General features: G+C 51.8%; 15 protein-coding genes. 12 read left to right on the plus strand and 3 right to left on the minus strand.

Going from position 1 to position 22,759, the window contains the following annotated elements; all coding sequences use genetic code 11:
- Nucleotides 1–189: 189 nt before the first annotated feature.
- Nucleotides 190–528, minus strand: a complete 339-nt coding sequence (locus PP769_RS00870) for a tRNA-binding protein (RefSeq protein ID WP_312644052.1) — start codon at nucleotides 526–528, stop codon at nucleotides 190–192.
- Nucleotides 529–843: 315 nt separating this feature from the next.
- On the opposite strand from PP769_RS00870, the gene PP769_RS00875 reads away from it, so the two are divergent.
- Nucleotides 844–1,149 (plus strand): hypothetical protein, encoded by a 306-nt coding sequence (locus PP769_RS00875; protein WP_312644054.1) that lies wholly within the window; start codon nucleotides 844–846, stop codon nucleotides 1,147–1,149.
- A gap of 324 nt (nucleotides 1,150–1,473) precedes the next feature.
- Here PP769_RS00875 and PP769_RS00880 read toward each other — a convergent pair whose 3' ends face one another.
- Both PP769_RS00880 and PP769_RS00885 read right to left on the minus strand, forming a co-directional pair.
- Nucleotides 1,474–2,172: an HNH endonuclease gene (locus tag PP769_RS00880; protein WP_312644056.1), complete on the minus strand. Its 699-nt coding sequence runs from the start codon at nucleotides 2,170–2,172 to the stop codon at nucleotides 1,474–1,476.
- A gap of 68 nt (nucleotides 2,173–2,240) precedes the next feature.
- The gene (locus tag PP769_RS00885) at nucleotides 2,241–2,969 is read right to left on the minus strand and encodes an oxygen-binding di-iron domain-containing protein (protein WP_312644059.1); all 729 of its coding nucleotides are present in this window, start codon (nucleotides 2,967–2,969) and stop codon (nucleotides 2,241–2,243) included.
- A 351-nt stretch (nucleotides 2,970–3,320) separates the two neighbouring features.
- Between PP769_RS00885 and PP769_RS00890 the strand changes: the two genes are divergently transcribed.
- The 11 genes from PP769_RS00890 (at nucleotide 3,321) to PP769_RS00940 (ending at nucleotide 22,687) form a co-directional block, all read left to right on the plus strand.
- On the plus strand, nucleotides 3,321–5,783 hold the full coding sequence (locus PP769_RS00890; protein WP_312644061.1) for a helicase HerA domain-containing protein: 2,463 nt from the start codon (nucleotides 3,321–3,323) through the stop codon (nucleotides 5,781–5,783).
- A 189-nt stretch (nucleotides 5,784–5,972) separates the two neighbouring features.
- On the plus strand, nucleotides 5,973–6,410 hold the full coding sequence (locus PP769_RS00895; protein WP_312644063.1) for a DUF2780 domain-containing protein: 438 nt from the start codon (nucleotides 5,973–5,975) through the stop codon (nucleotides 6,408–6,410).
- Nucleotides 6,411–6,454: 44 nt separating this feature from the next.
- Complete coding sequence (locus PP769_RS00900) at nucleotides 6,455–7,144, plus strand: DUF2959 domain-containing protein (RefSeq protein ID WP_376753410.1); 690 nt, start codon at nucleotides 6,455–6,457, stop codon at nucleotides 7,142–7,144.
- Nucleotides 7,145–7,249: 105 nt separating this feature from the next.
- Nucleotides 7,250–7,501: a GlsB/YeaQ/YmgE family stress response membrane protein gene (locus tag PP769_RS00905; RefSeq protein WP_312647020.1), complete on the plus strand. Its 252-nt coding sequence runs from the start codon at nucleotides 7,250–7,252 to the stop codon at nucleotides 7,499–7,501.
- Nucleotides 7,502–7,981: 480 nt separating this feature from the next.
- Nucleotides 7,982–11,554 carry an AsmA family protein gene (locus tag PP769_RS00910; protein ID WP_312644067.1) on the plus strand — a complete coding sequence of 1,191 codons (3,573 nt, stop codon included), beginning with the start codon at nucleotides 7,982–7,984 and terminating at the stop codon, nucleotides 11,552–11,554.
- Nucleotides 11,555–11,806: 252 nt separating this feature from the next.
- Complete coding sequence (locus PP769_RS00915) at nucleotides 11,807–12,097, plus strand: GIY-YIG nuclease family protein (protein ID WP_312644070.1); 291 nt, start codon at nucleotides 11,807–11,809, stop codon at nucleotides 12,095–12,097.
- Between the two features lie 225 nt (nucleotides 12,098–12,322).
- Complete coding sequence (locus tag PP769_RS00920) at nucleotides 12,323–12,601, plus strand: hypothetical protein (RefSeq protein WP_312644072.1); 279 nt, start codon at nucleotides 12,323–12,325, stop codon at nucleotides 12,599–12,601.
- Nucleotides 12,602–12,760: 159 nt separating this feature from the next.
- Complete coding sequence (locus PP769_RS00925; protein WP_312644074.1) at nucleotides 12,761–13,264, plus strand: DUF1318 domain-containing protein; 504 nt, start codon at nucleotides 12,761–12,763, stop codon at nucleotides 13,262–13,264.
- A complete protein-coding gene (locus tag PP769_RS00930; protein WP_312644076.1) occupies nucleotides 13,237–21,144 on the plus strand; it encodes a CHAT domain-containing protein in 7,908 nt (2,635 codons plus the stop codon). Before PP769_RS00925 ends, PP769_RS00930 begins: the two co-directional genes overlap by 28 nt.
- A 119-nt stretch (nucleotides 21,145–21,263) precedes the next feature.
- Nucleotides 21,264–21,791, plus strand: a complete 528-nt coding sequence (locus PP769_RS00935; protein WP_312644078.1) for an SH3 domain-containing protein — start codon at nucleotides 21,264–21,266, stop codon at nucleotides 21,789–21,791.
- Entirely contained in the window at nucleotides 21,788–22,687 is a 900-nt protein-coding gene (locus PP769_RS00940) for a M48 family metalloprotease (RefSeq protein WP_312644080.1), read from the plus strand. The genes PP769_RS00935 and PP769_RS00940 overlap by 4 nt, the downstream gene beginning before the upstream one ends.
- Nucleotides 22,688–22,759 lie beyond the last annotated feature (72 nt).

Consider the following 22,759-nt stretch of genomic DNA (forward strand, 5'->3'; position numbering starts at 1 on the left):
TAAAAATGAAACAGGCCGGGTCAATGTAAACAACAGACTGAATGATTTTGGTGTCAGCATGTATTTCATCATCTTCAGCCACCTTCCCACCCATTCCACGGAGACCTCACGATATTTTAAATATTCCGAAGTCGGTGAAACGTGTTGTAAGGCATGGTTCTATCAGCAATTAATTCAGCAACAGAAAAACTACAACAACTTTGTGCCTAGAGGAACCGATTTGTCCGGAACACACAACGCCACCTCCCCGTTCTCAGTATGAAATCCGGTGACCAGGCATTCCGACATCAACGGACCGATTTGCTTGCCTGGAAAATTCACAACAGCGACAACCAGCTTTCCCACTAATTCTTCCGGCTTGTAAAGATCCGTGATCTGAGCACTCGACTTCTTCATGCCGATGTTTTTCCCGAAATCAACTTGCAAAATGTAGGCAGGCTTTTTGGCTTCCGGGAACCGCACCGCACTAACGATACGCCCGACACTGAGTTCGACTTTTATGAAATCATCCCATGAAATAGTCTGCACCTCAGCCCCCTAAATTAACTCATCACAGTTTTTCTCATAAGAATAGCACCCTTCTCCCGAAGCCCTTTCTCACTTTATTCTCTACCTTTGCCTTACCTCCTGGAGGTCCAATAAAATAAGTATACTCCTAATCCTCTCACCCTGATTGGTCCCCAGCTATGATTTCCAAGCTAGAGGTTAGACCATCTCCTCAAAGACATCGATTTCCAAAACCGGTTCATTGCACCAAAAAAGCACCACACGATTTGCTTAAGATAGCAAGAGGTTATGCCGACTTACAGCAATGTGATTTAACCGTATCTTAAGGAGAAGATCATGTCCAAAATCTGGAGATTGGTTCTGTTACTGACATGTATGTTGGTGGGATGCAGTACCACTGGAAACTTGGGGATTGTGACCAAAAGCTCAGCCGATCCAGCATCCCTATTAAAAAACAGCCAGGGTTTCGAGGAATTGGGACCAGCTGAAGGGCAAGCTTGCCGTCATTTCATTTTGGCCATTATCCCATTTGGCCAATCAGACATGACTAAAGCGGTGGATAAGGCCTTGGAAGCCACAGGCGGAGATGCCTTGCTCAACGTCTCAGCAGAAAGCAGTCTGTACGGCTTCATTCCCATATAAAACGTCTATACTTTTACCTGCACCACGGTCAAAGGAACCGCCATCAAATTTAAGTAGAGTACTGAATGGACCTTGATTCTAAGGTAAACAGGCCGAGCGGCATCCATGTCGGATTGGCCCTTGCTTTTCCCTCAATCTCATTCGATGATAATACTGTTGAAGGGCCATTGAGTCATGAGTCTGCACACCTCGGCTTAGGCCGACTCTGCTGCTTCGGCAGCCCTACTCCCGCCGCCAAACGTTAAAATTAAATTCACAACGTATGGCCCTGGAGCAAAGCAGAGAAGGCTTAGCAGCCTACCTCTTAAGAATTGCAGGGTGTATTCATTGAATCTTCGCCCTCTTCTCAATATTGTGGCGTGCACATAAAAGTTGGATATTCTCGACTTTTAAGGAAGTACCGCCCTTAGAATACGGAACAATATGATCGAAATGAAGTTCATCAGTCGCTCCGCAGGATACGCAACGGCCGCTATCACGTGCCCATACCTCCAACTTCACGCTTGTTGGAATAATACGACTACGCTCTACAAGTCTCGTGACCGGATCCTCCGCCAACGATTCATCTTCAATGTCTTCGATCGCGACCAACTTGAACTTAAACACATTTCTTTTTCCATCGTGCTCGATCCACGAATCCACAAGGTGAAAATAGCCATTATCTGACCAAATTCCCGCCTTAATTTTCTCGTATACGCGAACAATGTCAGGGCCTTTCTCCCCTAGCTTAAAAGCTTGCGCAGCTTTGTGAAATTTCCCATTTTCAGTCAGGGAGTTATTTTGCCTTCGCTCTGGTTGGTCCAGGTTCTTTGGATCGACACCGCCGTTTTTCTTTGGCTCATCATGCCCTTCATAGACCAGTACAGCCCCATCCTCCAACACGACATCCCTATACGGAGCATTGGGACGAACCGACATGAGAATTACTGAATGCTTTCCCTTTAATCGAAAATTCATCCCCTTCTGTAAACTGATGCCTTCCTTCTGGCACATTTCAATATAGGCGATGATGTTTCCTCTCACCCTGGTTCCTTCTTATGCATAACAATGTATTATCGTGAACCTGAAAGTCCTACTCGGTATGGCATTATTCAGTCCGATAGCGCATTGCCCAGCGCGCGAAGTAGGTGTGCCCCGTCACCACGCCATGCACTCCCGTGCATGCAGGCCAGTGTGGTTGGATTGGTCGAGGCAAGCTTCTCCAGGAGCACACCACCGTTCTTCGTATGGGAGAAATAATCCATTTCGTGCCGAAACGCTTCGCTGGGTCCCAGAATGTCCGACTCCGTAACAGGAGAATGGTCAGCTCCTCCCTGCGTGAACAGATCGCCGCAGAACAACGTCGACGTCCGCTCTTCCATCAGTAAACCGCATTCCCAGGCATGAGGCAAATGCGGGGTATCGAACCAACGCACGGAGTGTTTGCCCAAAGTGAGCCGCTCTCCATCCCCTAGAGCGCGAGGCGCCCGATCGGCAAGATCATTAATCGAGACCATGGCCGCAACTGTCCCGCACAACGGCACAGCCTGGGGGGCAGCGGCCAGCCATTCGTTGAGTGATCCACATTCGTCGGCTTCCACATGGGAAAACGAGATATATCGAAGCTTTCCAACCGGCAACACGCTCGCCACCGCTTCACGCACCAATGGGAACATTTTCCGGGGGCCGGTATGGAAGAGCAATGGTTCATCATCCACGATGAGGTATTGGTTAAACGAGAACCCGCCTGCACCTTCAATCACCACCGGTGTATTAATGCGATAAATCCCGTCAGCAATCTGATGTACGTTCGTTCCTGACTGCTTATTCGTTATGGTCATGAGACTCTCCTCAGTTCGTATTAGGCCGCTTCCTTCAAAATATTGAATATCCACCTGGTTGCTTAAAAAATAGTCGAGCCTAACAAATTGGATTTTTGGTCAAATAACTAAGAATGTCAATCTGCCATAGGATTCAAAGTGTTGATCTCAAAACTGCCTGGACCATTATAGATTTTATGAATCCTTAGCTAATGCGACGGTCCTGGCTACTTTGGTATCGTATCCCTGGATCAGGGAAATCCGCGCTCAGGGCTACAGTGCCTAAAAAAGGATAACCAGGAAGGAAGTTTCCCTCACCCATTTTTAACCAGGGAACTTCTATTTGCAAGTGAACGAAGGGAGTGGCTGACCATGTCTGATTTTGAAAAGCTCGGGGTGTTTTATTTAGGGAGGCCATACGACCTCGCCACCAAGTCAGCAAAACCCGGCCTCCTCCTCTATGACTCGAAAGATCTGGTCACCCACGCGGTCTGTGTCGGCATGACGGGTAGCGGCAAAACCGGCTTGTGTATTGGCCTCTTGGAAGAAGCCGCGATCGACAATGTCCCTGCCATCATCATTGACCCCAAAGGCGATATCGCCAATCTCTTATTAACCTTTCCTGAGCTCCATGGCAGCGATTTTCTTCCCTGGATCAATCCCGATGATGCAAAGAAAAAAGCCCTCACACCGGAAGCGTTTGCGGACAAGGAAGCGGCCAAATGGAAATCTGGGTTGGAGGCCTGGGGGCAGGATGGAGCCAGAATCGCGAAACTCCGTGAAGCCGCGGAATTTTTGGTCTATACTCCTGGGAGCACGGCAGGACTACCTGTGTCCATTCTCCAATCGTTTGCCGTGCCTTCCCCAAAGATTCTTGAAGACGCAGAACTCTTAGGGGACCGGGTGGGCATTACGGCGACCAGCTTACTCAATCTGGTTGGTCTGGATGCCGACCCCCTGCAAAGCCCCGAACATATTCTGCTGGCCAATGTCCTGAAAACCTCATGGGAAGCCGGACTGGACCTCACGCTTTCCTCGCTCATCCAACAGATTCAAACCCCGCCGTTTTCCAAGTTGGGCGTGATGGATCTGGAATCGGTTTTTTCCTCGAAGGATCGCTTCGCGTTGGCCATGCGTTTTAATAATTTATTGGGAGCACCAGGGTTTTCTGCATGGCTGGAGGGCCAGCCGATGGATATCGATCAGATTTTGCATTCCCCAACCGGCAAGCCCCGCATTGCTATTTTTTCCATCGCACACCTGAATGATACTGAGCGCATGTTTTTTGTCAGTCTCCTGCTCACTCAAATGGTCAGTTGGATGCGAAGCCAATCGGGCACCACCAGTCTGCGCGCCCTGCTCTATATGGATGAAGTCTTTGGCTTCTTTCCGCCGATCAAAAATCCACCATCCAAAGCTCCGATGCTGACCATGTTGAAACAGGCTCGAGCCTATGGCCTGGGCGTCGTGCTCGCGACTCAAAACCCGGTTGACCTGGATTACAAAGGATTGGGCAATACGGGAACGTGGTTTATCGGACGACTCCAGACTGAACGGGACATGGCCCGCGTACTGGATGGATTGGAAGGCGCCGCAGCCAACAGTCAAGGAAACTTCAACCGCCAGAAAATGGAGCAGATTATCTCCGGCCTCGGGAACCGGGTGTTTCTCATGAACAACGTCCATGACGACGGGCCGGAAATTTTTGAGACCCGTTGGGCATTATCCTATCTTCGAGGGCCGTTAACCCGGACGCAAATTAAAACCTTGATGGATCCGGTAAAAGCTGCGATTTCCATTTCTACGGCCTCATCCGCTTCCCCAAAAAGCCTAACCGCCGCTTCTCAATTTTCTGCCGGGACACCTTCCAAAGACGGCACCACGCATCCACCGGTTCTGCCTCCGGACATCCGCCAACATTTTGTGCCCATTCGGGGTGCGAGGCCCGCAGACGCTTCACTCATCTATCACCCAAGGCTCTATGGTGCCGCATCGGTCCATTACCAGGATGCCAAAACGAAATTGGATGAAGTCCGTGAGGTTCAAGCTCTTGTCGTGATAACCACCGGTGCCGTACCGGTCCATTGGGATCAAGCAGATCCTCTCGATATTCCACCCGCCGATTTGAATACATATCCTGCTGACGGAGCACAGTTCGGGGAACTACCGGGCGCCGCCAGCCAGGCAAAATCCTATAAGGGCTGGGAAAAGGATTTTGAGGATTGGGTCTACCGAACACAAACCTTGGACATCTTCAGAAATGCCTCGTTAGGGGTGACTTCCGGCCCGCATGAATCGGAACGTGATTTCCGCCTTCGATTACAACAGCTCGTCCGCGAACGTCGGGATGAAGAGACCGACGCACTCCGAAAAAAATATGCCGGGAAAATGACGACTCTCGAAGATCGAATCCGGCGGGCCGAACAGGCCGTTCAACGGGAATCCGAGCAAGCCAAACAACAAAAACTCCAAACAGTGATTTCCATCGGCGCGACTCTCTTGTCGGTATTCATGGGCCGTAAAACCGTCAGCCGATCCTCGATGGGTCAGGCCACATCTGCCGTTCGAGGCATGAGCCGAACCATGAAAGAGGGAAAGGATGTTGACCGTGCCGAGGAAAACGTGAACGCCCTTCAACAACAATTGGCTGCTTTAGAGGCGGAACTCCAAGAAGAAATTCAGTCCCTAACCGCTCAGTGGGATGTCGAAACCATTCCCCTGGAGACTCTCAATATGCGCCCCAAAAAGTCGAACATTTCCACAAAGTTGGTGTCTTTGGCGTGGGTTCCGTATTGGACAGACACCAGCGACCACCAGACTCCAGCGTGGCTTTAACCCCCATAATTTTTCCAACTAATGATTTGGCGATTCGGGTTTCTTTTGAAGCGGCACATCCCGTATCCTATCGTGTACGGCTGATGCTTCAGCATCAATAATCGACTGAAGTGGAAGCGATCGGCCCACCCCTCACTCACCTTTCACCCGCGTGTTCATGTATTCGATTGTTTATCAGGAGGTCTTGCCATGGAATTGATTCAACAACTAGTCAGCAGTTTGAACATCAATGAAGGCCAAGCCAAAGGCGGCGCCGGTCTCCTATTCAACCTCGCGAAAGAAAAACTGGGCTCAGGCGAGTTTCAACAGCTCGCCGAGAAGGTTCCAGGGGTCAAGGACCTCTTAGGAGCAGCTCCCCCTACCTCCCCGGCAGCCTCTGCGGGGGGCGGCATGATGGGAGCATTAGGAGGAATCGCCGCTTCACTCGGAGCCGGGGGGTTAGGTGAAAAGGTGGGGGGATTGGGAAATCTCGCCAATTTGGCAAGCGGGTTTTCGCAACTTGGATTAAGCCCTGATATGATTGGAAAGTTTGTCCCGATCGTCCTTTCCTTTGTCCAGAATCAAGGCGGGGATTCCATGAAGGGTCTTCTGGAAAAGGTCTTGAAGCCCGGCCCGTCGACAACCTGATGATTGGGCCAATGAATATGAACCATTTGCACAAGGATGACATGATGTACCCTCAATATTCTCCAGTAGGTTCTCGCAGACTCTTTCCTTACCTGACATGGGGGATCATCCTCTTGAGTCTGAGCACGGTTGGTTGCCAGAGCATCTATTATGATGCCATGGAGAAGATCGGCTATCACAAGCGCGACTTGATGGTGTCCGATGTGGAAAAAGCCCGTGACGCTCAAGAGGACGCCAAAGAACAATTCAAGTCGGCGCTTGACCGCTTCACCACAACCCTGAATATCAAGGGCGGTGAGTTACAGGAGAAATATGAGGTCCTGAATGCGGAATACGAACGGAGCGAAGCCAAAGCCCAGGCGGTTCGAGATCGAATCGCGTCGGTGGAAGATGTCTCGGAAGCCTTATTTGATGAATGGGCCGCTGAACTCAAAGAATACTCCAGCCCGGCCTTGCGGAAGAACAGCCAAAAGCAACTCACACAGACTCGGGCTCAATATGCTCAACTGATTAAAGCCATGAAACGTGCCGAATCGAAAATGGATCCGGTATTAGTCAAGTTTAAAGATCAGGTCCTCTTCCTCAAACACAATCTGAATGCAGAAACGATCGCGTCATTAAAAAGTGAATTGGTCTCCGTGGAAGGCAATATCGCCTCCCTCATTAAGGAATTGAATGCCTCCATTAAGGAAGCCGATTCATTTATCGCCTCAATGGAAAAAGATAAGTCATAACAATTTGGGCCGTTGCCCATCTCAACGCGTCACTCGCACTGCCCACCAATAGGTCGGCGAAGGATGCATACAGTGGGTCATCCTGAATCACAAGGAGGGTCTTCGTTGGGCATTATTTCCTGGATCGTATTCGGCCTCATGGCAGGAGTCCTGGCAAAGATCATCATGCCGGGAAAAGACCCTGGTGGAATGTTCATCACCATCCTGATTGGAATCTCCGGCGCAATGGTGGGAGGATTGATCAGCACCTACTTTGGCTATGGCGAGGTCACCGGATTTAATCTGCCAAGTTTTGGCATTGCCGTGGGTGGATCCTTTCTGCTCCTTTTTGCCTACCGGATTATCAAAGGAAACTAATTATACCCAACCACTAATCTTCAACTTCCGTTCCTCTCTGTGTGTCCCTCGTCTTGCCCGTTACCCTCCCATTCAGAAATCCCCAATCAAGTATCCCTATAAAAATCCATTCCTTTATTTAAGACATGAAGTTGACTAAACTCTTAGGTAATCGACACTCCGGAGAATTGGAGCGTTATCGGATCATACGAAGTATAGGGTTCCTCCCTCTTTTATGAGAGTAACCGAGATGTTCGTCTTCCCAGGGTTCGACGCCTGCCGTCTGGTCTGAGGGAGGGAAAAGCACGATGACACGAAAATTGGTGACACCAGTGCGATACGTTCACCTCCCGACACCGTTTGTCTGACAAATTCCAAAATGAATTCCCGATACACAAAATAAAGGTGTAATACCAGAATCAGGTATTCTGTATGATCTGTTTTACCTCCAATAACGAAAAAGGTCTCAACGCTTTCTGGCAATAGGATTCTTCCTCTTCCATGTCTTCCGATACCCCCCAACAAGACATACCTCCGGTGGCAAAGTCACCACGTTCAAGAAAACGTTTAAAATGGTTTGCCTGGTTAGGCCTGGGGATGTTGGCCCTTCTTCTTTGTGCGGGTCTGTTACTGACCTACTGGTTTCCTTCAGACATGGTCCGGCAAGAGCTGGAAATTCGTCTTTCCAAGCTTCTTCAAGGAACAGTCAAAATCCACTCCCTTTCGTTTAATCTGCTGACCGGCCTTCAAGTCAGTCAGTTGGAATTGACCAAGCCGGGACACACCCCTCTCACACTCGAACACCTGACCTTGGATTACAGCCTTGTGGGACTGCTGAAGGGCACCTTCACCATCAATGAAATCTCCATCGATCAGGCAGACATATCACTCAATCTGCCTGAACTCACGAAGGCCCCAGCGGAACCACCTCCCCCACCATCTTCTGAACCGGCGGCACTTCCCACGCTCCCTGTCTCGATTGATCTGGAAACCCTTAAGATTATCGAGAGCAATATCCGCCTTATGGTAACGCCCGACCTCACCGTGAACCTCACCCATCTGAATCTCCAGAGTTCGGGGGCCATTTCATCGGATGATGCCCTTCTCAACGGCACGCTGCAGGTTAAGCAAGTCGCGGTGGCGCTTCAAGGGAAACACATTCAACTGCCGCTGGTCGTGAAGTTTGACACCGCGATTCATCTTCCGACTCAACATCTTGACCTGAAGCAGCTCACCATTGAATCGGATCCTGCCCTTCGCCTCACACTTGCCGGAACAATCAACGAATTCTTAACCCAAAAAGCTGTGAATCTTTCTCTTACCGATACGGATCTTGACCTTGGAAAAATTATGGCTCTCGCCAAAGATTTCGTACCGCCGGAATTTGCCACGGCTTCAATGGGGGGAAATCTGTCTCCCTCATTCACCCTCACCGGGTCACTTCCCGACTCCGGATTTGAGGGGACCATCCACGCGGGATTAGACGGAAAAAATGTCGAATTGCATCTACCAGGCCACGACCTGACCGTGGGACCGACAGATCTGGCATTCGCTGCCAAAAGTCTTCAGATCAAGGAGAACGTCCCCTTGATGGGAAACGTCTCGGCGAAACTTTCTATTTATGATTTGGCCTTTCAAGCCTATGGAATACAAAACTTTGGGTTGAGTCTCCAGAGCGACTACCAGGCCTCCGGACCTTTTTCGGGAAACCTGCAGATCTCCGGCACCACAGGATTCCCCGGCGACCTACTTGGCACGCCTTTCACTCTTCCTTTTGCCGTGACCCTCGATACCAGTGGCAATCATCACACCCGTCACATAGAGGTGAAGCATCTGAACGCAGACCTTAGCCCTTATGCGACCTTGCAGATGAACGGTGTGATTCAACCTCATCCTGCCCCGAAGGATGGCATGGATGCCTCGCTGAAACTTCGTCTGTCACCAAAGATTAACGCCTTACTCTCCCTCATCCCCAAGGACCGGCTGCAAGGACTTGTTCTCCGGAAAGGATCCGAGCCGGATACCTTTGTGCTGCACGCCACCGGAGCACTTCATCCGGATTTCCGCCCCGAGTGGGCAAAAGCGACGGCGGCGCTCAAACTGTCCTCTCTTCAAGCTCAACTGAAACCCTTCGGTGCAGAAGGCACCATGCACCAACTCACCTTCCTGCTTTCTTCGGGGTATCAGGAAACCAATGGTGCAATTCAGGGAACGGTCGGCTTTTCGTCAAATTTCTCTGACCTCCATGCGGCTGATACGATGACAATCGGAACCAGCCATGTGATCCTGAAATCTAACTTTCAAGGCCATCTCTCGCCGACCTATCAACCCACGAGTCTTCGCTCGGAAGATCAGCTCCAGGTCACGCTCGGCAACCTGACCTACCAGGATCCCTCCCTGACGGCCACCCTTCCCTCAATCAGACTGTCCTTAAAAACTAAGGAAGATGTGTTCAAACAGGATTTTTTACTGGAGAGTCTGCGACTGACCAGCGAAGAAATATTAAATATGGGAATGAAAGCCCGGTATCAGCAGGGGAACCAACAATTTGACGTAGATCTGCAGCTACCCCTTCTCCACGTCGGGAACCTTCTCCCGCATCTGTCGGGATCACTTATGAAGGGCCTTGACGACATCAATCCGAAAGGACGGATCAGTCTGACTCTGCGAGCCGCGGGTAAGGTTCCCCAGGAAGATGATCTCAAGAAATTGACCCTACCCTTGGGAGTCAATGGAAAACTTACAATGCGGGATATTGAGGGGGCTGTCTCGGGCTATCGGGTTCAGGGAGGCAACGGCACCATGACCATGGCCTATTCGCCACGTGCCACGCCTCAAACCCAACTCACAACGGATGTCACACTCAATCGGATTCACCTGCCGGATACCCTCCCGATCAGAGAATTAGCCAACACTTCTGTGCACGTGAATCTTTCATCTCCGGATCTCAATGAAGTCCAGATTGATCCGATCCATGTGACATCAACAGGAATCGACCTTACCATCAAAAGTGCAGTGGTGGGCTTGCGTGAGCTGTTGTCCTCCACCTCGCCTCGTGGCACTCAATTGGCAAAACTCTTTGCCCAACTGCACACCCGCCTGGCTCTGGATGTGGAGACCTTCCAAGAAGCCTTGCAACCCTTGGGGATAAAGGGAGACGGCAAGGCCCTGGTCACCCTGTCCATGCTCAAAAAAGAACAAGGCAGCCTGGACGCCTCTGTGGAGATCGGGTCTGAAACACTCTCTGTGTCTCGGGATGGCACGGAACTCCGTGACATGAACGGTGGGATACAACTCAGAAAATCACTGGAATGGAAACCGGATGGACTCCCGTCTCCGCCGAAAAAGCCATTTCAACCGTCCGACCGTATTGCCCAGCTCAAATCATTTTCCCGGAAAGGGCAGACCCTCACCATTGATCGTCTTCAGCTCGGGCCATTCACGGTCGAAAAGCTCTCCACGAATTTGGCGTTTGAACAACAGTCCCTGAAAATGCAAAATCTTGCCATGAATGTGTTGGGTGGAGGGATTGGGGGAAATGTCATCATCGCCGCCGAACATCCCTTGCGGCTATCAGCGAATTTTGAAATAGCGAATCTCGATGCTAACCGACTCATTCAGACAGAATCCAAAATCAGAGGGGATAGCAACATCGCCGCAACCATTGGACTCACAACCATACTTCAGGAATCCACGGGAGCCGTGGATTTGAGCCGGCTAGAATGCAACCTGCAAATTACGCACATCGGAAACGAAGCGCTGGATCGCCTCCTCGTGTTCCTGGACCCGGAGGGAAGCAAACCGACGATTTCTAATGTTCGCTCCCAACTGAAGTTCGCGAATCCCTCGCGGGTGATGGTGGAAGTGGCCAGAGGGCAATTAAATCTGACGATCCACTTCCAAGGCAGTCTGATCCCCACCTTTCGATTGGAGCGCATCCCGATCGCCAAAATGAAAAACATTGAAAAACTCACCGCTGCCATTCCCAATTGGGAAGACCTGGCCAACGTGCTGAAATTAATCGGAGCCGAGACCTATTCGTTCACGCCAGAAGGGGAGATCGTGCTTCAGTAAAAGACAAACCTCTTATCTTGTCATGCTGAGCTGAAGGCGAAGCAGCTCGCTCAGCCATGGGCCGGTGGACCTGGGCTCAGATCCTTCGCTTCACTCAGGATGACAAAGCAGAGACACTGAATAATGACGGCCCACATATACGTTGTCATGCTGAGCTGAAGGCGAAGCATCTCGCTAGGCCATGGCCCGGTTGAGCTGGGCTCAGATCCTTCGTCCGACCCAGGATGACAATGCGAAAGGCTCAGTTAACAGATGAAACAGTATTATGTGTACATTATGACAAACCAATCCGGCACACTATATACCGGGATCACCAATGATCTCATCCGTCGAATCTATGAACACAGACAGGGACAAGGCGGTCATTTCACATCAAGATACCGCATCACACGGTTATTGTACTTCGAAGAAACTCGGGATATTCACGCAGCACTCACTCGCGAGAAACAGCTCAAAGGTTGGACGCGTACAAAGAAGTTGGAATTGATTGTCACGGTCAACCCCAAATGGGAAGATCTTTCCACGGATTGGGATATTTCATAGGTTGTTATGCTGAGCTAGGCGAAGCAGCTCGCTAAGCCATGGGCCGGTGGACCTGGGCTCAGATCCTTCGCTTCACTCAGGATGACAAAGCAGAGAGCCTGGATAAGGACCGGCCCACAATGTTGTCATGCTGAGCTAGGCGAAGCAGCTCGCTAAGCCATGGCCCGGGTGAGCTGGGCACAGATCCTTCGCTCACTCAGGATGACCAAGCCAGGGGACTGGATAATGACCGGCCCACATATTCGTTGTCATGCTGAGTCACGCGAAGCATCTCGCCAAACCATGGGCCGGGTGAGCTGGGCACAGATTCTTCGCTTCGCTCAGAATGACAAAATTGAGGAAAGGACGATCAACGCCCAATCCCGCCGCATTCATTGTTTGTATGTCAGGCTAAGCCAAGGCCCAGCGGAACTGGCACAGATCCTTCGCTTTACTCAGGATGACATGAAACTGGAACAGGATGACCATTTGGAGATTTTTCTTCAGCAGCTTTCAGGAATTTGATAAGATAAAGAAGACCCTACCCTCTTTAGGAGCCGATTAGTTATGTCCTATCCCCGAATATCCCCTTTCCCTACTGTGCACACGCTCTTTTTTCGCCCAATCTTCTTGATCTTGATGACCCTCCCAGTTGCATTCCTCACCGCGTGTGGAGGTCCGCTGGTGGGTGTCACTGTCGTGGATGAACGCACGGCCTTGGAAAACCAGGTGCTGGGCACGTATCAAGAACTTAATCAGCAAGTTATGCTGGTGGCCTCCGTTCGCTATATCGATCCGAAGGGAAAATTGAAACAGACCCAGGAACTTCCTCCAGGGAAAAAAGACGTTGTGCGTGCCCTCCAACGAGTGTCGTTTAACAAAGATGATCTCAATCGCTATAAATCATTGGGTATTATTGGTGAAAACAATGAAGGTGGTGTCACCCTCCTGGAGCCGGAAAAAGTCCAACCGGACGATCGAGCGTTTGTGGAAAATCTGATTAAAGAAGAGAATGAGGATCGTCTCGCGATCATGAGCCGGATCATTGAGACCAACGAGACCCTGACACCCTCAGAATTACCACGAGTCCACAAAATGTTTGCCGCACTCAACCGGGATAAGGCGCTCAAGGGAGAACGAATCCAAATGGACAATGGGACATGGACTCAAAAAGACGCCACACCCTAACTCAAGACTCCAGTTTGCGAGATGGACACCTGTCTCACCCTTCCCAGGAAGCTCAAGAGAGCACCTCAGGAAGAAAAGAGGGAAGATCGTTTCATTTTCACGAAGCCCTATTCGGCCTGATAGCCTTCACCGGCCTGATCGGATTCCTGTGCTCCTCCCTACCCGCTCTCGCTGCGACACCTGAACGACTGACCACTCACCCGGCCCTGGATTATCAACCGTCTGTTTCCAAGGATGGACAAACGCTTGCATTCGTTTCTACTCGTTCAGGAAATTCGGATATCTGGGTCCAAACCCTCAAGAGTGCCGCCCTCACACTTCCCAGGCAAATGACCACTCACCCGGCCAGCGATCAGGAACCGGCCGTGAACCGGGATGGGACCCGACTCTTGTATGTGTCGCATAAGTCCGATCCCCGTGGCGATGTGTACCTCCTGGATCTCATTACCCGTGAGGAGCAACGACTGACGGATTTAACCAGCGGGGATGGGTCTCCTCAGTGGGATCAAGAAGAACACGGATTTTTCTATCTCAAAAGTGATCCGCTCCAAAACACTTCCGCCATCTACCGGAAATCTTTCAAAAACCATTCGGAAGAATTGGTCGTGGCCCAAGCCACCAGCTTTTCTGTGAACGGTCAGGGACAGCTCCTGTATTCCACTGGTGCCCATTTGACCTTATTGGATCTTCAGGACAACAGCTCCACCTCCTTTGACCAGGACAGCCATGCTCTGGATCTCTGGCCTGCCTTGGACCACAACCCCTCTGACCTCACCACGGATCGTCACCTGGTGTTTACCCGATATGACCGGGACACCAACGATGACGGGCTGATTGACACCGATGATGAATCCTCCGTTTGGATGAGACTCTGGGGACCGCAGCAGGCTGAGCTCCCCAACATATATCGGATCACTCCGGCGCACCAATTTCATATTTACCCTGCCGTGTCCGGGGATTTTCTCTATTACTCCGATCTGAAAGCCGGAGATATTTTTCGGATGGATATCCCGGCGTTTCTCAGGGATTACGTCGACCTCGATCGCGCCAAATCGCTGGCCGCCTCCTATCAGGATCACGGGCAATTGGATCTCGCGCTCCTCGTTCTGGAAAACATTTCGCACAATCTGTTGGCACAACAGCCTCCTGATGCACGAGCGGAATTTGATTTTTCCCTCGCCGAAGCACAGACACAGGAAGGAAATTTTCCTGCGGCCCGGGAATCTTTGGAGCCCTACACCAGCCAACCGGGGCGAACCGGCGCATTGGCCCGGATATATACCATCGTCTTGAGAGTCCAGGAGCAGGCACAGGGCATCAGCTCTGCGGCAAGACGCCGGTTAGTCACCACCGGCGTGTCCGATTTACTCACCATTGGGAATGAGCACCGGGACATGGATGAGGTATACGGTCAGGCGCTGATTGAAGCCGGACGGCTCTACCTCTTTGCGGACGATCCTCTCACAGCCTTGGAGTACCTCGTCAAAGTCGAAAATCTGCACAATAAAGAGATTCGAGCCAAGGGTCTTTTCACCAGAGGGGAAGCCTATCGGATTTTGGGAGACGCTCCCAATGTGATCCGCGTGTTCGTGGATGTCATCCAATTATTTGGCGAACGTTCCTCCTGGGGCAAACGTGCCATTCAACAGGTTGTGACACTCTCTCAACAGGGTGAAACGGACCGTGAGCGCCTGACGGCCTTAAACAGGATCATTCCCCAGCATCCGGACCTTCCCGTCTTGATCGCCACCGCCCGCTTAACTATCGCCGATTTGTATCACGAACAGGGAGAACAACTGTCTGCCCTGGAAACTCTGGATTTCATTATCCCGGTTCCCGACCTTCCCAACGAACTCGTCATCCAGGCCTACCGGAAAAAGGCCGCAATTCTTTCAGAATCGGAACGGTACCAGGAAGCGGCGGATACCTATGCCGCCTTGAGTCAATTTCCCGGAGAAAATCAGACTGAACTTGAAGGAGCCAAAAGCCTTCTCATTTTACAATTGGTGAAAAAAGCCCTGAAGGACCGGAAGATCGGGGAAACCCGCATCGCCGCCAAATCCCTGAAACAGCTCATCGACCAATATCCCGAATCCGTGGAAGCCCATCGGGCGTATATTGAAACCAAAGTCATGCTCAAAGACACGGCTGAGGTCCAGGCCTGGTATACCACCTTAGTCAAAACCCATCCCGATCACGCGGTCTATCAGTATGGCCAGGCCCTGGCGTTGTCCTATGCCGAACCGCCCGACCTCCCGTTAGTGATCCGCCTCCTCCAACGTGCCATGAAAAAAGATCCGGCCCTGGGGTATGTCCATCAAACCCTGGGATGGGCCTACGAACAAACCGAACGGACCTCCGGCAACAAAGGATACCTTGAGAAGGCCGAGCAGGAGTATCGCATTGCGTTGGAGATCAACGATGCCGGCCGCTTTCCCGACGTGGAATCGCAACTACTCTTGAATTTAGGCAATACCTACCTGGCTCTCTCGAATGCCCGCGAAGCCTATCGACATTACCGGCAGCGTGAGGAGCAATTCGCTCCGTCCGGCGAGACCATCACCGAATTGCTCTATCGCAAAAATTATGGAGAAGCCTGTTTTAAGGCAGGACGCACCGAAGAATCGTTGGTCCAATATCAGTTGGCCTTACGGAACGTGCCTCCCGAGCAACCCAACCTGCAAGCCGAAATCCTGGAACGCATAGGCTTGTCCCATCAGGACATCGGACAATATGCCAAAGCCATTGAGGCATTTTCCCGGGCCTTGGTCCTGAACCGTGACTTAGGACAGGAACAAAATGTCACATTGCTCCAGAGAAATATCGGGGTCAACCTGTTTAACCTGAGCCGCGCCAGCGAAACCGGTGGACGAGAGGAACTCAAACAGGCTTTGGGCAGTTACTTTACCAGCCTGGACCACCTGACCACAGGCGGCGGCAAAACGCTTTCCAAGGGACCAGGCTTGTTCAATGTGAATGTGGCCCTCAATGAAGGCGGGTCTCAAGCGGCCAGCGGGTTCGATCAAATGGGCGAACAAAAGCTCATGTTCAGTTATATCGCCAGCACCTATGAGCAATTGGACGAACCCGGTCCCGCTCGAGATTTTTATCGTAAAAAACTCGCGCTCCTCAATCAGGTGGCGCCGGCTACCCAGGATGCGGCAGCTCTGACAGAAAAAGCCATTGTCCTGAACCGGCTGGGCGTGCTTTCCCACCAATTAGATGAACCTGAGCAGGCGATGGAATCCTTTCGCCAATCCTTGAATTACACCCGGACGTTGAATATCCCGTTCGGGACGGGCGTCAACATCTATAATCTTTCGACATTAGCCGTCGAAAGCCTCTTGCAAGGCCACACCCCGGACCACAGCCTTGTTGAGGCCATTACCTCTGGGATTCAGGATCTCCAACAACGAAACTATGAAGACCGCAATCTCTTCTTCACCCTCACCAACACCGCCATGCTCCTGTCCCTTCTTCCCGACCCATCGCCGGACCAGCGCCTCAAGCCGGCTGATGCCGTCCAGCGCATGCATGAACAGTTCACAACCAGGACACTTCCGTGGTCGTATTATCAAAAGGCCGACTCGCTCCTGCACAAGCCAACCCTATTCTCAGATTCCGAACGTCTGCCCGCTCAATTTCTGGTGAAGTTGAACCAGGCCGAATTGGCACGAACATTGGATGAGTCTCAGGTCTATCGCCGGATTCAGGACGACTTGCTCAAACTGGTGGAAGACCGGCAAGCGCCCAATAGCTGGTTATGGTATCTGTCTCAGGCCGAAGCCACCGCTGATCCCCTGACGCACAAGACGCTTCTCACCCAATCCGTTGAGGAAGTCCTTCGTTTTCCCGCGCAAACCGACCCCCCCACGGGGCAGACCAACACCTGGCCTGCATACGAACGTCTGATTCAGCTCTCGGTTGACCAATTGATTGAAGCAGGCCGGGCCGACGACGCCTTTACCGTGGCGGAGCAACTGAGCATTCGACAAATGACCAGCGCCGTCTATGAAGCACTGGGAGAGGACGTCTTCCTCAAAGGATTGGGAGACTATGAACCGGAGTTACAATCCCTGCTCGGAGAACTTCGGCAAGCTAGAAATCACGGAAACGTCGCGGCCATTGAGGAACTGGCTCCTGCCCTTCAGGACACGCTCTACGCCCTGTTTGAAGAATATCCCTGGGCCACCGCGTCCTTCTGGGCCTATCCTCCGACCAGGGACCTGATATTTTTGGGAGTTGACGCGCAACACCCCTACCTGAAAATTCTCAAAGGAAGGCAAGGCTATCATGGCTTTGTTCATAACGGAGATACACTCCATTACAGCCCACTGGTGGTCACCGAAAAAGGGGTCACGGGGGATGAAGAATTTCACAAGCGGCTCAAGCAATCCGCCTCTGCCTATGTGGCGATGCCGCAGGAACTGGAATCCACCCTCCCTTCAATGGGACTCGATCAGATACCCCTCACGTGGGTCAGCAACTTCTATGATTTCCTGAATGGCTATCATCAGCGCAGCCTCTTTTTCTCTCACATCAGCACCCCAAGCACATTTCTCCCCTCCACGCCTTCGAATGCGGGAGAAATACCATTTGTGCACCGGCAATTTAGCGGGGTCGATGCACACGATCATCCGCTGGCCACCCATACCAACATTGCCGCGTTTCTCAAAAATCCGGATACCTTCGCCTTTGAAGTACAGAAAGCTCAGAATGTTCGGGAATTTGTTTCCGTGCTCGATTTTGCCGGCAGCCAACACCATTCGATCCTGCTCTTCGGCGGTATCCCCTCCTCGTCGCCTTCTCCATGGGTGCTGATATCCTCTCTCCTGCGCGCCGGATTTCCTCATGTCATTGTGAGCCGGACACCGCTCGACTCCCAAACCGCCGCCAGGTTTCTAAATCAATATCTCACGCATCTCAATACGCTTCCTCCCGATGAAGCCGTCATGGCCGCATCGAAGGATCTCTGGGGATCGGAGACGGGGAAATACCCCTTCCGCCATTACGGATTTGCCGGCATGGGTCCGGACGAACGTCAGGAATATGCCGCCTCTATCTACGACCAGGAAGTGGCAGAAGCCATTCACGCATTTGAGACCAAAGACTTTCCCGCTTCTTTACGGCACATCGAGCATGCACTCGCCCTCATCGAGCATGCCAAGAAACGACAGGACTTCAAAGACCTCACCACCCTGGCCGTCGAAACCGCGTTTGAAGTCAGCGATTATGAAAAGGGCCTGTTCTTTCAACAGAAACTTCTGGATGCGCTCACGCCGGAGACTCCGGCCAACGAACGGGCCGAGGCGGAATATCGCCTGGGCATCCTGCATTCCCGTCTCGAACATTTTGACCTCGCCGTACAACACCTCGAACAGGCCAATCAGATCTGGGAACAAGGCGAACAGCTTGATCGACTCGCGGAAGGCATGGCGACATTGGGCATTGTGCGTGAAAATATGGGTGCCTATACGGAAGCTCTGGACCAATTCAACCAGTCGTTTTCCCTGTATCAGGAAATCGGGGAAATGGGGCACACGGCCTTTCAATACCGTCGAATCGGTCGTATTTATTACCTTCGATTGGGCCGGTACGAGAAAGCCCGTGAAAACTTTCTCGCGGCTCTCAAGCTGTATCAGGAACAAGGCGATCCCCAGGGAGAAGCCGAAGCGCTGTATGAAGTGGGATTGACCTATGAAAAAGTCGGTCTGTTCGACCAGGCGGCGGAACGCTACCACCAGGCCCTCTCGATTGGCAAAGAACTGGATGACCCCAAGCTCCTCACGACGGGCGATCTCTACCTCGCCAATGTGGCCTGGTTCCAGGGGAACTATCAAACGGCCTTTCAACTCTTAACCCAGGCCGACAAAAAAGCCGAACAGGCCAATGACCCGCAATTACGCATTATGGTGAAAAATACCCGCGGGCTGATTTACTGGACACTCAATGACACCGACAAAGGACTGGTCCATTTGCATGACGCGGTCACGCTGAGCCGGTCTTCCAATATTCAAACCGAGTTGGCCTCTTCGCTGAACAATCTTGGCTTGATCTACCGGCAACGGGGCGACCATGCCACCGCCCTGGACTATTTTCAGCAGGCGAAAACGCTTGACGAATCCCTGAAGAGCCAATGGGGTTTGGGCTACGACCATCGGAATATCGGCATCTCCTTACTGGCCCTGGGACAGTTGGATGAGGCCGAAGGGCATTTCATCAAAGCCGAGCAGATCAGCGCCGAGATCAACAATGTCATCAATTGGGTCAAAGCCTTGCTGGAACTGGGCAACGTCAATAAAGCGCTGCTGCGACCCCAACAGGCCCTTGGCTATTACGAGCGGGCGCATGAGATCTCCCAGCGATACGGGATCAAAGAAGTAGAATGGCGGGCCGCAGCGGGCAAGGCCACGCTGTTGCGGGAGGAAGGAAAGCTCCCGGACGCCTTAACCTGGTTTACCAAAGGGGTCGAGGTGGTGGAAGGCATGCGGGCCGCGCTCAAAATCGATGAACTCCGCAATAGTTTCCAAACGAACAAACTGGATCTGTACCAGGACATCATCACCCTGCTCATCACGATGGACCGGACCGATGACGCCTTTAATTTCTTAGAACGCTCCCGATCCAGAAGTTTTATCGACCTGCTGGGTAACCAAAAGCTTTCGTTCAAAAATGAAGGTGATCAGGAAACCTGGACCAAAATCAACAGGCTGGCTTCCACAGTGGATTCACTCAAATCGGAACTGGGATCGTATGATGAGCCTCCTGCCGACCTTCAGGAACGGTATCGCAATACGAAGGCCCTGTATGAAGAAGCCATCCTGGAAGTCAAACAGCAGAATCCGGCCCTCAGTAGTTTTGTGGCTGTGGACCCGCTTAATCTGGAGGGAGTGCAACAGCTCCTGGCCCCTAGGGTGGGACTGCTCACCTACTTTTTGACAAAAGACCAGCTCTACCTGTGGCTGATTACCAAGGAGCGAACTCTCTTTAAAACGGTGTCAGCGAAAGAGGAAGATCTCACCCGCTTAGTGACCCGCTATAGGCAACTTGTTCAGCATCTGGAACCAGTTGATGATGAATTACAGAAACTCTATGGGTCTCTGATTCAACCGGTTGAAGGCGACATCGCAAACCTGGAGTACCTGGGAATTATTCCCGATGGACCGTTACACTTTCTCTCCTTCGCGGCACTCAAACACGGTCCGGCCTATCTGGTGGATGAGATCCCGCTTTTCTACGCACCCTCGGCTAGTGTCTTCCAATTCACCTTTGCCAAACGTCAAGCCGTCAAAAATGACAAAGTCCTTGCGATCGGAAATCCGGATTTGGGAAATTTCAATTACGATCTCCCGCTGGCCGAACTGGAGGCCGAAAGCATCAAATGGAATTATCCCAACATGGATATTCTCACCGGAACAAAAGCCACCAAAGAATGGGTGGTGAAGAATATCTCCCGATATGGCATCATCCATTTAGCGGCTCACGGGGAATTCGATGAAGGCAATCCGCTATTATCCTCACTCTGGCTGGCTTCAGAAAACCCCGAAAACCGCCGACTGACCGTTAAGGAGATTTTCGGTTTGGAATTGAACGCGGATCTGGTGACGTTAAGCGCCTGCCAAACGGGCCTGGGTAAACTGGAAGCCGGAGAGCTTATCGGCCTGAACCGCGCCTTTGTCTATGCCGGCACGCATGCCCTGGTGTCCGCCCTGTGGCGGGTGGATGACCTTTCCACCTCGGTGCTCATGAAACATTTTTACCGGAATTACGTCACGGCGAATAAAGCCAGAAGTTTGCGGCAAGCGCAACTCATCGTCAAAAAAGACTTCCCTCACCCGTCGTATTGGGCCGGGTTTAGTTTGATCGGAGACTATCAATAGTGGGAGGGTTCGCTCTCCCTTGCCGCACTCATAATAGAACGGTGATTAAAACAAGGTGAAAACCTGAATATTCAAGTGTCCTTCAATCACGCCCTAGTCTCACGCTGAAAGGGGGCCTCATGCCAGATCGAATCGCTCGGGTTATCTTTGGAATCGTCCTTATCACAGTAGCCGCCTGGATGTTTCCCTCATCCAATTGGGCGGCCACCCTCTACGCCAAGCAGGATGACGTGAAAGTCAATGCGGAGAAATCTCCGACCTCCGCAGTCATCGCCACCCTGGCGCTGGGAGATGCCGTGACAGTCTTGTCCGAAGAAGGTCGATTGGCCAAAGTCAAAACCGCCACAGGAAAAACCGGTTGGGTGTTTAAATTCCGGCTGGCAGAAGAGAAGCCTTCCACCGGTGGTGGCGGGCTTGGCCTCTCCGGCCTCACGGGACGGAATACCATTGCCGCGCGCGAGTCACGGGCAGGAGGCAGCATTCGAGGCCTCAAGGAATCCACCGAACAATATGCCAAAGCCAAAAATATCAAACAGGAAGACCGTGATGCGGTAGATCGCATGGATGCCTTTTCCATTGCCCCGGATGAATTGATGCAGTTTAAAAAAGCTGGAAACTTAGGCGAATTTTCGGGAGGTGTCCAATGAAGACCGGCAAAATTTTGGCGAGTGTCAGCATTCTGAGTCTCCTCTTATCTAGCATGGGATGCGGGGGATCACAATCCGGGCAATCGTCGCAACAAACGGATCTCATTGGAGGTCTCGGAGCGGCCCTTGGCATCAAACAACAGAAAATCGATCTTCTGAAAAAAGGCGTCGGCGTCGTTCAAGCGCTGGAGCCTATCGGAGAAGAAGAGGAAATCACGTTGGGGGAAGCGGTCGCGGTGGAAGCCTTTAGCCGTTTCGGCGGTGAATATTCGAATCCAGCCTGGACACGCTATATCAATCTGGTGGGAAAGACGGTGGCGGAAGTCTCGGACCGGCCAACCTTGAACTACCATTTCGCCATTCTTAACAGTCAGGAACAGAATGCCTTTGCCGCTCCCGGTGGCTATATCTTCATCACCGTCGGCCTCCTGAAGACTCTGACCAATGAAGCCGAACTAGCGGGCGTGTTGGCCCATGAGATTGCGCATGTCACCCAGAAACACATGCTGGACGCCATTCGGCGGGGAGCCCTGATGGGGAGTGTCTCGGAACTGACTCTCACCGCCATGAAACAGGATCCGGCGATGTTCTCCAGCGTCATCGACGAAATGACCGACCTCTTGTTCACGAAAGGTCTGGACAAAGACAAAGAATTTGAAGCCGATGTCGTGGGCGTCGAGTATGCCTATCGGGCAGGATATAACCCGCAAGGACTGGAAAATTATCTGCAGACATTGGCCAAAGAAGAAGGGCATGTGGAGTCCAAATTTTTCACCACGCATCCTTCCACATCCTTGCGCATTTCCAAAATCGATACGCTCTTAGAAGATTATTCCGACATCAAAAATCTGCCGTTCCTCGCGGAGCGCTTTCACCAATACGTGAAGGCGGGGTAAGGCTTAAGTGATGGAGACGTGCAGGGAAGAAGATTGAGCCCTTCACAACAATTATGATGGCAGATTCGTATA

Source organism: Candidatus Nitrospira allomarina (genome assembly GCF_032050975.1).
In the GTDB taxonomy this organism is placed as follows: Bacteria; Nitrospirota; Nitrospiria; order Nitrospirales; family UBA8639; genus Nitrospira_E; species Nitrospira_E allomarina.